Source organism: Burkholderia sp. AU32262 (genome assembly GCF_020419985.1).
Lineage (GTDB): Bacteria > Pseudomonadota > Gammaproteobacteria > Burkholderiales > Burkholderiaceae > Burkholderia > Burkholderia semiarida.
This window is the reverse complement of record NZ_JAIZRS010000035.1, coordinates 1-12,995: the sequence shown is the minus strand read 5'-3', so window position 1 is coordinate 12,995 and position 12,995 is coordinate 1. Positions and strand designations below refer to the sequence as shown.

The following is a 12,995-nucleotide window of genomic DNA, read 5'->3' as shown; positions in this document are numbered from 1 at the left end:
CCATTCGGCCGATCGGCAGAGGAACGACCGAACCGCGGCCCGCGACGGCAATCGAGCGTTTCATCACGCCGCCACCGCCCCCTCCGTCGCCCCCCGCACCGCCTGCGTGACGATCCGCGCGAGCCGATCGACCGTCGGCGTCGCCGACGACGTACGCCGCAGCAGGATCAGCGGCAGGCTCGGCAGCGCCGGCAGCCCGCACGACGCCGCATCGAGCCCGCGCACCGACGCGGGCAGCCCGTAATGCGAGCGCACCGTGAGCCCGAGGCCGGCCGCCGCGGCCGCCCATAGCCCGGCCAGGCTCGGCGTCGTGAACGCGACGCGCCACGGCACGCCCGCGCGGTCCAGCGCATCGGTCGCCGCGCCGAAGAACCGGCACGGCCGGTCGAACACGACGAGCGGCAACGGCTCGCCCGCCGCGCGCACGGCGCGATCGTGCGTTTCGTCGCCGCCGCTCGCGCCCGCGTCCCCGCCGCCATCCGGCACGCCGAGACCACCGCCCGCCGCCGCGCCGATCCACTGCATCGGCACGAGCGCGATCGCTTCGCTGTCGATCCCCGCCCGCGACACGAGCGCCGCCGACGCCGGCTCGCCCCATACGAGCGCCAGATCGAGCTGGTTCGCATCGAGCCGGTCGAGCAGATCGGCGTTGCGCGCCACGCGCGCCTCGATCTTCACCTTCGGATGCGCGCGCGCGAAGCGCCCGAGCACGTCGGGCAGGATCGCTTCACCGAAATCCTCCTGCAACCCGACCCGTACCCAGCCGTCGAGATTCACGCCGCGCACGGCCGCGGCCGCCTCGTCGTTCAGCTCGATCATCCGCCGCGCGTAGCGCAGCATCGCGTCGCCGGCGTCGGTCAGCGCGAGCCCGCGCCCGGCCTTCACGAACAGCGGCGTGCCGGCCTGCTCCTCGAGCTTGCGGATCTGCGCGCTCACCGCCGACGACGAGCGCGCGACGCGATCGGCCGCCTTCGCGAAACTGCCGAGATCCACGCCCGCGACGAGGCTGCGCAACGCCGCGACGTCGAAGTTGGGCCGCGCGAGTGCGGCATCGGCGCCCGCGACGGCCTCGCCGCCATCGCGCGAAGTGTCTTGTCCGGCCATCTCAACCATCCTGATTTATCGAACGATTCATCAAAAACTTTCCGATTTTCAGGATGAATGTAGGCCGCCAGACTGTGGACGTCAACTTCGAACCGGGCCTGCCGTCATGGATACCTCGTGCATCGCTTCCCCCTCTTCGCCTGCCCGCGACGGGCGCGGGCCGGCCCATCGCTGGCGCGTGCTGGCCGCCGGCGTCGCCGCGAACATGAGCTTTTCGGCCGCCGCGGCCGGCATCCCGACCACGGCCGTCTGGATGCGCGCCGCGTATCACCTCGACAACGGCGCGCTCGGCCTCGTGCTCGGCGCGCTCGGGTTCGGCGTCGCGCTGTCCGAGCTGCCTTGGGGAATCGCCGCCGACCGCTTCGGCGACCGCCGCGTGCTGCTGACCGGGCTCGTCGCGACGGCCGCGATGCTCGCGCTGATGGTGGGCACGATCGTCCCGACCGCGCACGCGGTGCCGCCGCTGATGCGGGTCGCCGCGGCCATGGGCTGCGTCGGCCTGCTCGGCGGCAGCGTGAACGGGTCGAGCGGACGTGCGGTGATGCGCTGGTTCGGCGAGCGCGAGCGCGGGCTCGCGATGAGCATCCGCCAGACGGCCGTGCCGCTCGGCGGCGGCCTCGGCGCGGCGCTGCTGCCGTCGCTTGCGTCGCATGCGGGCTTCGCCGGGGTGTACGGCGCGCTGATGCTGCTGTGCGCCGGCTCGGCCGCGTTGACGTGGCGCTGGCTGCACGAGCCGCCCGATGCGACGGCTGCGACGCCCGCCACCGCAGGCCGCCCCCTCGCGCCGCCACCGCCGGCCGCACCGATGCCCAGCCCGCTCGCGAGCGGCCGCGTGTGGCGCATCGTGCTCGGCATCGGCGCGCTGTGCGCCCCGCAGTTCGCGGTGCTCACGTTCGCGACCGTGTTCCTGCACGATTTCGGCCGGCTCGGCCTCGCCGGCATCAGCGCGGCAATGGTCGCGCTGCAGGTCGGCGCAATGGTGATGCGCGTGTGGAGCGGCCGCCATACCGACCGGTACGGCAACCGGCGTGCGTACCTGCGCGGGTCGGTGTGCGTCGCGGCCGGATCGTTCGCGCTGCTCGCGGCCGCGACGGCCGGCAGCCCGCACGTGCCGCTCGCGGCGATCGTCGCGATTCTCGTGTTCGCGGGCATCTGCGTATCGGCGTGGCACGGCGTCGCGTACACCGAGCTCGCAACGCTCGCGGGTGCGAACCACGCCGGCACCGCGCTCGGGATGGCGAATACGGTCGTGTATCTCGGGCTGTTCGCGACGCCGCTCGCGATTCCGCCGCTGCTGGCCGTCAGTTCGTGGAGCGTGGTGTGGCTCGCGACCGCGCTGATCGCCGCCGCGACCTACCCGCTGTTCGCGCGATAGCGGGCCGACGCGGCAACGTTCGCGGCAGCGTGCGCGAGACGGTCAGAACTTGTACACGGCCGACAGCATCGCCGAACGGCCGTCGCCGAACTCGACGGCCGACGATCGCGACTCGCTTCCCAACACCTGCCGCACGCGCTCGACATACGCGCGGTCGAACAGGTTGTCGATATTCAGCTGGAAACGCAGCCGGCGGTTCACTTCGTAGCCGGCCATCAGGTTGTGCACCCAATACGCGCCGAGCTGGCTGCCGCCTTCGGACGTCACGTTGCGCCGGCCGACGAAGTGCGAGCCGTAGCCGATCGTCCAGCCTGCCGGCAGCCGATAGGTCGTCCACAGGTTGAGCGCGTGCCGCGGCGTGTTGCCGAGCGCCTGCCCATCGCGGCGCGGCGTGGCCGGCGAACTGAGCGTGACGCTCGCCAGGTACGTGTAATTCGCGAACACGTCCCACTGCGGCGTCACCTTGCCGGCCGCGCCGAGCTCGATGCCGCGCACGCGCTGCCGGCCCACGAGCGCGTAGCTGCCGTCGGCCATGCGCTCGCGCGCGTTTTTCTTCTCGGTCTGGAACAGCGCGCCGTTCAGCGCGATGCCGGCCAGCCCTTCCCATTTCGTGCCAAGCTCGAAGCTCTCGTTTTTCTCGGGCGCGAGCGACTCGGTCGCCGCGTTGAGGCCCGAGCCGTTGCTCACGAGAAATTCGGCGGACGGATTGAACGACGTGCCGTACGAGAAATACACGCGGCCGTTGTCCGTCGGCTTGAACACGAGCCCCGCGCGCGTGCTCAGATGGCGGTCGCTGTTCGCCGCGCGCTCGGTCGGCTTGCCGGCCGGCGTGCTTTCGGCCCAGCCGTCGATCCAGTCGTGACGCAGCCCGACGTCGATGTCCCAGTAGCGGCCGAGCGAGAGCGTGTCGAACGCGTACAGCGCCTTCACGATGAGCTCGGTATCGCTGCGCGCGCTGTTCTCGCGCTTCGCGGGGCCGAGCCACACGCCGGGCGGCGCGGTGAGCGCGAAACCGTTGGCCGGATAGAAACGGTTGAGCCCGTAGGAATACGTGGTGCGACCGTACGTTTCCCGCGAAATTTCGAAGCCCGTGACGAGCGTGTGCCCGATGCCGAACGTCGCGAATTCGCTCGTGACGTTGGTCTGGTTCGCCCACATCGCCGTCGACGCATCGCGGCCGTAGCCCTGCGGCCCGGCCGGCTTGTAGCGCCCCGGCGGCAGCCCCTGCAGATTCACGTGCGACGCGGACACCACAGTATCGCGATTCAGGTGCGTGTAGCGGCTCAGGTTCTGCACCTTCAGGTGCGGCGACACGTCGTGCTCGGCCTTGACGGTGAACGTGTCGGACATGATGCGTTCGCGATCGAGATTGCGCCAGCCGAAGTAGCTGTCGCGCGACACGCCGGCCAGCACCTGCCCGTCGCGCGCAGGCAGCCCGTAGTCGGGCAGGTTGTTGTCGTACTGATGGAAATAGCCGAGCGTGACGCGCGTCGGCGTGCCGAGGCCGAACGCGAGCGACGGCGCGACGCCCCAGCGCCGCTTGCGAATGTCGTCGCGGCCCGGCACGTCGTTGATGTGCGCCATCGCGTTCAGGCGGAACGCGGCCTTGCCGTCGGCGCCGGGCAGCGGCTGGTTCGTATCGAGCGTCACGCGGCGGTAGTCGGACGTGCCGAGCACCGCGCCGGCTTCGGTCAACGCGCCGGCCTTCGGCGTCTTGCTGACCAGGTTCACCGAGCCGCCCGTGGTGCCGGCGCCGCCGAACACCGAGTTCGGCCCCTTGATCACCTCCACCGCGTCGATGTTGAACAGGTCGCTGCGATTGTTCTGCGCGCTGTCGCGCAGCCCGTCGAGCTGCATGTTCGCGTTCGCGCCGAAACCGCGGATATTGAAACTGTCGCCCGAGCCCCCGCCGCCCTCGCCCGCGTTGAACGTGATGCCGGCGACGTTCGACAGCGCTTCGCGCAGGCTCAGCGCCTGCTGTTCGTCCAGCACCGCGCGCGGCACGACGGTGATCGTCTGCGGCACGTCGAGCAGCGGCGTCGCATATTTGGCCGAGCCCGACCGATCGACGCGCGAGCCTGCGTCGTGCGCGCCGCGAACGAAGATCGGATCGAGGTGCGGCGCCTGCCCCGGCTCGCCTTCTTCCGCGCACGCCGGCGCGGCCGCACAGGCGATCATCGCGAACGCGACGGACGCGGTCGCGCGACGCGGCGGCGTCGCGCTCGACAAAATGCAACTGCTCATGCTCACTCCATTCCATTGATGATAATGATTCTCATTTAAATGGAATGGCGTCGACGCCGCAATTGGACACGTCCGAACTTCGCGGTCCGAACGAACGCGCGACCGAAACGCCGGAGCAGCGCGTCAGGCCCGCGTCGGCCGCTCAGGTCGCTTGCGCGGCCTCGCGCGCCAGCGCGCGCCGCGCGGCCGGCCGTTCGGCCTCGCGCTGCGCATGCGCGGTCCATGCGGGATGCCGCGTCATGTCGAGCCCGATCGCGACGCCCCAGCGATACAGCACGAGCAGGAACGGATCGACGATCGAATGCGCGCCCGGCTCGGCCCACGTGCGGCCGTCGGCCAGCAGGGCTTCGATCGACGCGTTCGCGGCCTCGATCGTGCTGCGCCCATGCGCGCTGATCGCGCCGTGCAGCGCCGGATCGTCGATGAAACGGCCCGGCCGCCACAGCGCGCCGTAGCCGACGCCGTGCACCCAGCCGACCAGCCAGGCGAGCCATTCGTGGCAGCGCGCCTCGCGCAGCGGATCGTCGAGCGGCAGCAATTGCGCGTCCGGATAGCGGCGCGCGAGATACGTGAGGATCGCCGGCGTTTCGGTCAGCACGCGCGGCTCGCCCGGAATCGCGAGCACGGGCACGCGCGCCTTCGCGTTGATCGCGAGGTAGCGCGCTTCGAGGTTCTGCCGCTGCTTCACGGAGACGATCTCGACGTCGAACGGCGCGCCGGTTTCCTCCAGCGCGATGTGAGCGGCGAGCGAGCAGGCGCCCGGCGAAAGATAGAGACGATAGGCGTTCATGGCGGTGGGCCCGACGGGGCTGTGGAAGACGGAACCGAGTGTAGGAACGCATGCCGGCGCGCGGCAAACGATGAATTGTCGTGCTCGAGCATTAGTGCTACTAATACCCGCATGCGACGCATCCATCTCCCTCCGCTGCAGACGCTGCGCGCGTTCGAAGCCGCCGTGCGGCTGCAGAGCTTCACGCGCGCGGCGGACGAGCTCGCGCTCACGCAAGGCGCGGTCAGCCAGCACATCCGCGCGCTCGAGGCGCAGCTCGGCTATCCGCTGTTCACGCGCGAACGCAACGGCGCGACGCCGACGCACGCCGCGCACGCGCTCGCGCTGCAGGTGCGCCAGGGCCTGAGCGTGCTCGAACGCGCGTTCGAGCCGGCGCTGGCGGTGCGCCGCCGCCCGCGCACCTGCGACGCGACGCTGAACGTGAGCGTGCTGCCGAGCGTCGCCGAGCGCTGGCTCGCGCCGCGCCTGGCGCGTTTCTCGGCCGCGCATCCGCACATCTCGATCGTGCTGCATCCGGACGTGGCGCTCGCGCCGCTGCGCAAGCGCGACCGCATCGACGTCGCGCTGCGCTACGGGCCCGGCACGTGGCCCGGTGTGGTCGCCGAGAAGCTGATGAACGAGACGATCTTTCCGGTCGCGAGCCCCGCGTACCGCAATCGCGACGGCGTCGCCCCGCGCGCGCCGGCCGATCTCGTGCGCGCGACGCTGCTGCGCCATCCCGCGCAACCGTGGGAACCGTGGTTCCAGGCCGCGCGGCTCGACCTCACCGAATCCGCGCGCGCACCGCGCTTCACCGATGCGAACGCGCTGATCGCCGCGGCGCTGCAAGGCCGCGGCGTCGCGCTCGCGCGCCGCTCGCTGATCGAGCCCGAGCTCGCGCGCGGCACGCTCGTGCGTGTGTCGAGCGTGCGCATCACCGACGTGTATGCGCACTACGTCGTGTGGCGCCCCGGCCATCCCCGCGAAGCGGCGATCCGCACGTGGCTCGACTGGCTGCGCAGCGAAGTGCGGCGCAGGACGCCGCGGCGCTGACGCCGGCGCTCACGCGCGCACCGGCATCGCCACCTTGTCGAGCGTGATCGGCAGATCGCGCACGCGCACGCCGGTCGCGTGATAGACCGCGTTGGCGATCGCGGCCGGCACGCCGGTGATCCCGATCTCGCCGATGCCGCGAATGCCGAGCGGATTGAAATGCGTGTCGCTTTCGTCGACGAAGCTCACGTCGAGCTCGCCGATGTCCGCGTTGACGGGCACGTGGTATTCGGCGAGATTCGCGTTCGTGAAGCGGCCGTGCCGCACGTCGAGATGCGAGCCTTCCTCGAGCGCGGTGCCGAGCCCCCACACCATCCCGCCGATCAACTGGCTGCGCGCGGTCTTCGCGTTGAGCAGGCTGCCGACGCTGTAGACGCCGACGATGCGCGGTACGCGAATCGTGCCGAGCTCGGCGTCCACGTGCACTTCGGCAAACACCGCGCCGAACGAATGGGACGCATAGCGCGACTTCTCGTCGCCGGGCTTCGCCGTCGCCTGCGCGTCGATCGGCTGGCCGCCCGCCCGCGCGATCACCGCCGCGGCCGGATCGCGCCGCGACGGCTCGCCGCGATGCACGACCCAGCCGTTGTCGACCGTCACGTCATCGGCCGCGGCGCCGTGCAGCGGCGAGCCGGGATCGGCGATCGCCAGCGCGATCAGCTTCGCACGCGCCTGCAGCGCGGCCTCGCGCACGGCGGGCGCCACGCTCGCGGCCGACTGCGAGCCGCCCGATACCGGCGCGCGCGGCAGGCTGGAATCGCCGAGCGCGAAGCGCACGTTCCGCGGCGCGAAACCGAGCGCGTCGGCCGCGACCTGCGTCATCACCGTGTAGGTGCCGGTGCCGATGTCCTGCGTGCCCGACGCGACTTCGGCCGTGCCGTCCGGCAGGATGCGCGCACGCGCGGACGCTTCGCTGCGGTTCGCCGGATACGTGGCGGCCGCCATCCCGAGACCGATCAGCGTGTCGCCGTCGCGCATCGTGCGCGGCGCGCCGGTGCGGCGCGACCAGCCGAAGCGCCGCGCGCCGACCTCGTAGCATTCGCGCAGCTTGTTGCTCGACCACGGCTTGCCGTCCTGCGGATCGACCTCCGCATAATTCGCGAGCCGCAGCGCGACCGGGTCCATGCCGAGCCGCCACGCGAGTTCGTCCATCGCCGATTCCAGCGCGAACGAACCCGACGCCTCGCCGGGCGCGCGCATGAACGTCGGCGTGCCGACGTTCAGCGACACGATCCGGTGCGTGGTCGCGTGGTTCGGCACCGCGTACATGATCCGCGACGGCATCCCGCACATCTCCATCCAGTCCTCGAACGTCGACGTGGTGGCGATCGTGTCGTGGCGCATCGCGGTCAGTTTGCCGTCGCGACGGGCGGCCAGCACGACGCGCTGTTCGGTGAACGGCCGCCCGCCGACCGGGCCGAACATCTGCGGCCGCGTCAGCGCTAGCCGGACCGGGCGCCCCACCTGCTTCGCCGCCATCGCGCACAACGACACGTGCGACCACGACGAACCCTTGCAGCCGAAGCCGCCGCCGAGGAACGGCGAAATCACGCGCACGTGTTCCGGCGCGATGCCGAACACGGCGGCCACGGCCGTGCTCGCGCCCGACACGCCTTGCGTCGCATCGTGCAGCGTGAGCGTCGGGCCGTCCCAGCGTGCCATCGTCGCGTGCGGCTCGATCGGGTTGTGGTGCTGCATCGGCGTCGTATAGGTTGCGTCGACGCGCACCGCGCCTTCGCGCAAGCCGGCATCGACGTCGCCGCGCTGCGTGTCCATCGCGCGGCCCTGCTGCTTCGGCGGCACGCGCGCGCCGCGCTTCGCGTGCGCGAAATCCACCACGGCATCGCCCGCGCGATAGCGCACCTGCACGGCATGCGCGGCGTCGGTCGCCTGCTCGAGCGTTTCGGCCACGACGACCGCGACGGGTTCGTTGCTGTAGCGCACCGTGTCGTCCTGCAACAGCGTGAGCCGGCGCCCCGCGGGCGGCGACAGCGGCGGCCGGCCGCCGTTGGGCAGCCGCATCGCGTTCTCGTGCGTGATCACGAGCAGCACGCCGGGCATCGTGCGCGCACGCGCCGTGTCGATCGACTCGATGCGGCCGGATGCGATGGTGCTCGTCACGAGCACCGCGTGCGCGAGCCGCGTATCGGAGAATTCGGCCGCATAGTGCGCGCCGCCCGTCACCTTGAGCACGCCGTCGACACGGTCGAGCGGTTGTCCCGTCATCGTGTTCATGCGGCACCTCCCGTCGTGGCGGCTGCCGTTGCGACCGCACGGACGATCGCCCGCTGCGCGAGCGCGACCTTGAAGCCATTGCCGTCGAGCGGCCGCGCATCGCGCAACGCCAGCGCGGCCGCCTCGCGCAGCGTCGCGTCGGTCGGTGTGCGGCCCGCGAGATGCGCTTCCGCCTCCCTCGCGCGCAACGGCTTGTGCGCGACGCCGCCGAGCGCGATCCGCGCATCGGCGATGCGCGGGCCGTCCATCCGCAGCGCGGCGGCGACCGACACCAGCGCGAACGCGTAGCTCGCGCGGTCCCGCACTTTCAGATAGTGCGCATGGTCGGCGAAGCGCGGCGGCGGCAAGTCCACCGCGGTGATCAGCTCGCCCGGTTCGAGCGTCGTGTCGAGATCGGGACGATCGCCCGGCAAGCGGTGAAACGACGCGATCGGAATCTGCCGCGCGCCGCGCGGGCCGCTCACCTGCACGACGGCGTCGAGCGCGGCGAGCGTGACGCTCATGTCCGACGGGTTCACCGCCACGCATTGCGGGCTCGCGCCGAGGATCGCGTGCATCCGGTTGTGGCCGCCGATCGCCGCGCAGCCGCTGCCCGGCTCGCGCTTGTTGCACTGCGCGAACGCGGGATCGTAGAAATACGGGCAGCGCGTGCGCTGCATCAGGTTGCCGCCGACGGTCGCCATGTTGCGCAATTGCGCGGACGCGCCGGCGAGCAGCGCCTGCGACAGCAGCGGATAGTCGGCGCGCAGGCGCGGATGATCGGCCGCATCGCTGTTGCGCACGAGCGCGCCGATGCGCACGCCGCCGCCGGGCAGCGCATCGACCGCGTCGAGGCCGGCGATGCGCGTGATGTCGATGAGCGCGGCGGGCCGCGCGACGCCGCCCTTCATCAGGTCGAGCAGGTTCGTGCCGCCGCCGATGAAGGCCGCGCCGGGCCGCTGCGCCGCGCGCACGGCGCCGGCGACGTCCATCGCGCGTTCGTAGGAGATCGCTTCCATTGCGGTGCCCTCCGTCGGCTAGCCATGCGCCGCATGCGCGGCGCGCACGGCGGCGACGATGTTCGGGTACGCGCCGCAGCGGCACAGGTTGCCGCTCATGCGCTCGCGGATCTCGTCGTCCGACAGATGCGCGGGGCGGCGCCGCACGTCGTCGGTGGCGGCGCTGCCGGCGCCCGCCGCGAACTCGTCGAGCAGCGCGGTCGCCGAGCAGAGCTGGCCGGACGTGCAATAGCCGCACTGGAACGCATCGTGTTCGATGAACGCGCGCTGCACCGGGCTCAGCTCGCCGCCGCGCGCCAGCCCTTCGACGGTCGTGATCCGCTCGCCTTCGTGCATCACCGCGAGCGTCAGGCATGCGTTGATGCGCCGCCCGTCGACGAGCACCGTGCATGCGCCGCACTGCCCGCGATCGCAGCCCTTCTTCGTGCCCGTGAGGCCGGCGTATTCGCGCAGCGCGTCGAGCAGCGTGACGCGCGGCTCGAGCTGCAGCGTGTACGCACGCCCGTTGATGTCGAGATGCACGGACCGCGCCGGCACCGAATCGCGGCGGGGCGCGGCAGGTGCGGCTGCCGCGTGCGGCGGCTGCGGATGAACGTGCGAGGCGGCGCTGACGGTCGCGGCAGCCGCCGCGGATTGCAGGAAGCGGCGCCGCGCGGCGCTGGGCGGCGTATCGTGCGGCGACGGCGGCGCCGCTGACTGGCCGGGCCCGCGCGGCGCCGGGGCGGCGTCGCGCGTCGGCTCGGCGGACGGAGAATCGGATCGATCGCTGGACATGGCTTCTGCTCGCTCCATGGTTGATGGACGCGGATGTGCCGCCCGCGCCCGGAGGGCGGCGCGGTCGGCACGCGCATCGCGCAAAGAGCAATTCCGGTGCCGCGAAACGGGGGGAGCAGCGCCCATGTGCAATGCCGGCCCCGCCTTGTGGCGCACACCGGGCGGCAAACGGGCCGGGGCGTCGGTGACTGCGCGTCCATGACGCCACGCTGGCGCACGGCTGGCCGTTCGCTGACGAAGCGGCAATAACGCCCGGATTTTTCGACGTGACCGGCAACGCATCGGTCACAAATTGCCGGCCGCATGTGCCGTGCCGCGCATGGCGTCCGCGTCACCACGGCCGGGCCGCGGCGTTGCGCGCCGTGTAAATGCGCGCAGCATCCGCGTTCGCTGGAAAATTCCGCCATGCGTGCCGCGGCCGATTACCGCGAAGGCATCCGGTCAGCGTGACGAAAACATGTCGCGATGCCGCCGGAATCGCAAACGATTCACCGAAACGTCGCATCGCGGCGGCATACTCGAAAACGTTTCCCGATCAGCCTTGCCAGGAGAGAAGTCATGCGTCGCGTTTTCGTCGCCGTCGTTCTGTGTGTCGCCGTGTTCGTCGCCGCCTGCAGCGACGACGCACCGCACGACGCCAACGCGACCGACGCCGCCGCGCCGCAGGCCGGCGCATCGAACGGCGCCGCCAGCGCGTTCAACAGCGACGCGAGCGCGAACGCCGCCGCGTCGGATGCCGCGCCGCTCGCGCCGCCCGTCGTGCACTACCCGCCCGATGACGACGACGATGCGAAGCCCGCCACGAACGCGGCCGCGTCGAGCGCCGCCGCGTCGATGCCGGGCTGATCCCGCTGTCGCCTGACAGAAGTCGGTACCGCTCGGGGAGAGCGGTGCGCGCTCGCGTCGCGCCGCCACCGGCATGACGACACGGTGGATGGCGGCGTGAACGGCACGGTGCCGCGCCGCTTCGCGGGCCGTATCGAGCATGGCCGCGCCGCTGTTCGGCCCCGGCCGCCGTCAGGCCCGTTTCCGCGCCGTAGGCGCGACAGCCACCGCGCGGCCTGCGCGTCAGACCGCGTGCGCGAGCGCGCGGTCGACGTGCGCGGCCTCGAAGCCGTCGTCCGCGTCGCGAAAGCGCAGCGGCGCCGCGCAATGCACCAGCGTGTCGATGAAGTACTTCGCGCGCGGCCACGGCCCGAAGCCGGCCGCCGTGTTGATGTGCCCGGCGTCGCCGAGGTTCACGAACGCGCTGCCCAGGCGCTGCGCGAGCGCGCGCGCATCGGCGAGCGGCATCCACGGATCGGTCTCGCTGCCGATCACGATCGACGGCACCGCGAGCCGGCGCGCGTCGAACGGTCCGGCAAACGTGAATTTCTTCGGGCTGGCCGGCGCGACGAACAGCACGCCCGCCACATCGCCCACGTGCGGCCACTGCGCGAGCGCATGCGCGGCCGCGAGGCAGCCGAAGCTGTGCGCGGCGAGCACGAACGGGCCGCGCTCGCGATCGAGCAGCGCGCGCACCGATTGCGCCCAGCCCGCGAGATCGGGCGCGTCCCAGTCGTGCTGCTCGACGCGCAACGAGCGCGGGAACTGCCGCTCGAGCCAGGTCTGCCAGTGGGCGCCTTCGCTGCCGTGCAGGCCCGGAACGGTGACGAGCCGCGGCGGCCACGCCGATTTGCTGCATGCGCGCATGATTGCCCTCGCTTGCTTGAACACGAGGTTCGATTGTGGCGTCGGGTACGCGGCGACCGAACCAATATTTTGTGCTTTGCTTTTGCGCGGGGCGACGACCGGCGGCGGCCCGGCCAGCGCGTGACGACGGCCCGCATCGGCCGCACGCTCCGTGCGGCGGCGCAATGTGCGGCGAAACCGTAGAATGTGGGCTTCCCGTCAGCTTCACACGGAACCGGGCCCCGCGCCGACGCGCCGGGCCGTCCGTCAGGAGACGCCCGATGTCCGCCATGTCCGCCATGTCCGCCGGCGCGCCGCGCCCGGCTCCGCTCACCGTTCCCGTGACGCGCCTCGCCGGCGCGCGCGCCCTCGCGCAATGAAGATCCTGTTCCATTCACCGCATCAGGAAGCCGACGCATGGCGCGACGAGATCGCGCGGGCGCTGCCGGAAGCCGAACTGCGCGCGTGGCAGCCGGGCGATACGGCCGCCGCCGACTACGCGCTCGTTTGGCGCGCGCCGCGCGAGTTCTTCACGCCGCGCGACGGCCTGCGCGCGATCTTCAACCTCGGCGCGGGCGTCGATGCGCTGCTCGCGCTCGAGCACGCCCATCCAGGCACGCTGCCCGCGCACGTGCCGCTGGTGCAGCTCGAAGATTCGGGCATGGCGCGGCAGATGGTCGAATACGTGACGCACGCGGTGCTGCGCTACCTGCGCCGCTTCGACGAATACGACCTGCTCCAGCGCGAACGCCGCTGGCAGCCGCTCGAACCG

Annotated in this window: 10 protein-coding genes and 1 pseudogene; 4 read left to right on the top strand and 7 right to left on the bottom strand. The window is 71.8% G+C overall.

Going from position 1 to position 12,995, the window contains the following annotated elements; translation table 11 throughout:
* Nucleotides 1-63: 63 nt before the first annotated feature.
* Nucleotides 64-1,104 (bottom strand): LysR substrate-binding domain-containing protein, encoded by a 1,041-nt coding sequence (locus LGN10_RS29720; protein ID WP_226225916.1) that lies wholly within the window; start codon nucleotides 1,102-1,104, stop codon nucleotides 64-66.
* A 106-nt stretch (nucleotides 1,105-1,210) separates the two neighbouring features.
* Between LGN10_RS29720 and LGN10_RS29715 the strand changes: the two genes are divergently transcribed.
* Nucleotides 1,211-2,479 (top strand): MFS transporter, encoded by a 1,269-nt coding sequence (locus LGN10_RS29715; protein WP_226225915.1) that lies wholly within the window; start codon nucleotides 1,211-1,213, stop codon nucleotides 2,477-2,479.
* A gap of 42 nt (nucleotides 2,480-2,521) precedes the next feature.
* Here LGN10_RS29715 and LGN10_RS29710 read toward each other — a convergent pair whose 3' ends face one another.
* Together LGN10_RS29710 and LGN10_RS29705 are read right to left on the bottom strand one after the other, a co-directional pair.
* Nucleotides 2,522-4,723, bottom strand: coding sequence for a TonB-dependent receptor (locus LGN10_RS29710; RefSeq protein ID WP_059641292.1), 2,202 nt, complete (start codon nucleotides 4,721-4,723; stop codon nucleotides 2,522-2,524).
* A 142-nt stretch (nucleotides 4,724-4,865) separates the two neighbouring features.
* Entirely contained in the window at nucleotides 4,866-5,513 is a 648-nt protein-coding gene (locus LGN10_RS29705; RefSeq protein ID WP_059641289.1) for a glutathione S-transferase family protein, read from the bottom strand.
* Nucleotides 5,514-5,624: 111 nt separating this feature from the next.
* On the opposite strand from LGN10_RS29705, the gene LGN10_RS29700 reads away from it, so the two are divergent.
* Nucleotides 5,625-6,545, top strand: coding sequence for a LysR substrate-binding domain-containing protein (locus tag LGN10_RS29700; protein WP_226225914.1), 921 nt, complete (start codon nucleotides 5,625-5,627; stop codon nucleotides 6,543-6,545).
* A gap of 9 nt (nucleotides 6,546-6,554) precedes the next feature.
* Here LGN10_RS29700 and LGN10_RS29695 read toward each other — a convergent pair whose 3' ends face one another.
* The 3 genes from LGN10_RS29695 to LGN10_RS29685 are packed head-to-tail and all read right to left on the bottom strand — an operon-like array spanning nucleotide 6,555 to nucleotide 10,552.
* Nucleotides 6,555-8,780, bottom strand: a complete 2,226-nt coding sequence (locus tag LGN10_RS29695) for a xanthine dehydrogenase family protein molybdopterin-binding subunit (RefSeq protein ID WP_226225912.1) — start codon at nucleotides 8,778-8,780, stop codon at nucleotides 6,555-6,557.
* Nucleotides 8,777-9,778 (bottom strand): FAD binding domain-containing protein, encoded by a 1,002-nt coding sequence (locus tag LGN10_RS29690; RefSeq protein ID WP_226225910.1) that lies wholly within the window; start codon nucleotides 9,776-9,778, stop codon nucleotides 8,777-8,779. Before LGN10_RS29690 ends, LGN10_RS29695 begins: the two co-directional genes overlap by 4 nt.
* Before the next feature lie 18 nt (nucleotides 9,779-9,796).
* The gene (locus LGN10_RS29685; RefSeq protein WP_226225908.1) at nucleotides 9,797-10,552 is read right to left on the bottom strand and encodes a (2Fe-2S)-binding protein; all 756 of its coding nucleotides are present in this window, start codon (nucleotides 10,550-10,552) and stop codon (nucleotides 9,797-9,799) included.
* 558 nt (nucleotides 10,553-11,110) lie between these two features.
* Here LGN10_RS29685 and LGN10_RS29680 point away from each other — a divergent pair.
* Complete coding sequence (locus LGN10_RS29680) at nucleotides 11,111-11,398, top strand: hypothetical protein (protein WP_226225907.1); 288 nt, start codon at nucleotides 11,111-11,113, stop codon at nucleotides 11,396-11,398.
* 222 nt (nucleotides 11,399-11,620) lie between these two features.
* Here the strand turns inward: LGN10_RS29680 and LGN10_RS29675 are convergent, their stop codons facing one another.
* On the bottom strand, nucleotides 11,621-12,244 hold the full coding sequence (locus LGN10_RS29675; protein ID WP_226225906.1) for an RBBP9/YdeN family alpha/beta hydrolase: 624 nt from the start codon (nucleotides 12,242-12,244) through the stop codon (nucleotides 11,621-11,623).
* Nucleotides 12,245-12,599: 355 nt separating this feature from the next.
* Between LGN10_RS29675 and LGN10_RS29670 the strand changes: the two are divergent.
* Nucleotides 12,600-12,995: pseudogene (locus LGN10_RS29670) on the top strand (glyoxylate/hydroxypyruvate reductase A); the annotation flags it as partial.

What these genes read in the sequence shown, in the direction of transcription:
- LGN10_RS29720 (WP_226225916.1), bottom strand. Translation starts at nt 1,104, where the DNA reads ATGGCCGGACAAGACACTTCGCGCGATGGCGGCGAGGCCGTCGCGGGC.
- LGN10_RS29715 (WP_226225915.1), top strand. Translation starts at nt 1,211, where the DNA reads ATGGATACCTCGTGCATCGCTTCCCCCTCTTCGCCTGCCCGCGACGGG.
- LGN10_RS29710 (WP_059641292.1), bottom strand. Translation starts at nt 4,723, where the DNA reads ATGAGCAGTTGCATTTTGTCGAGCGCGACGCCGCCGCGTCGCGCGACC.
- LGN10_RS29705 (WP_059641289.1), bottom strand. Translation starts at nt 5,513, where the DNA reads ATGAACGCCTATCGTCTCTATCTTTCGCCGGGCGCCTGCTCGCTCGCC.
- LGN10_RS29700 (WP_226225914.1), top strand. Translation starts at nt 5,625, where the DNA reads ATGCGACGCATCCATCTCCCTCCGCTGCAGACGCTGCGCGCGTTCGAA.
- LGN10_RS29695 (WP_226225912.1), bottom strand. Translation starts at nt 8,780, where the DNA reads ATGAACACGATGACGGGACAACCGCTCGACCGTGTCGACGGCGTGCTC.
- LGN10_RS29690 (WP_226225910.1), bottom strand. Translation starts at nt 9,778, where the DNA reads ATGGAAGCGATCTCCTACGAACGCGCGATGGACGTCGCCGGCGCCGTG.
- LGN10_RS29685 (WP_226225908.1), bottom strand. Translation starts at nt 10,552, where the DNA reads ATGTCCAGCGATCGATCCGATTCTCCGTCCGCCGAGCCGACGCGCGAC.
- LGN10_RS29680 (WP_226225907.1), top strand. Translation starts at nt 11,111, where the DNA reads ATGCGTCGCGTTTTCGTCGCCGTCGTTCTGTGTGTCGCCGTGTTCGTC.
- LGN10_RS29675 (WP_226225906.1), bottom strand. Translation starts at nt 12,244, where the DNA reads ATGCGCGCATGCAGCAAATCGGCGTGGCCGCCGCGGCTCGTCACCGTT.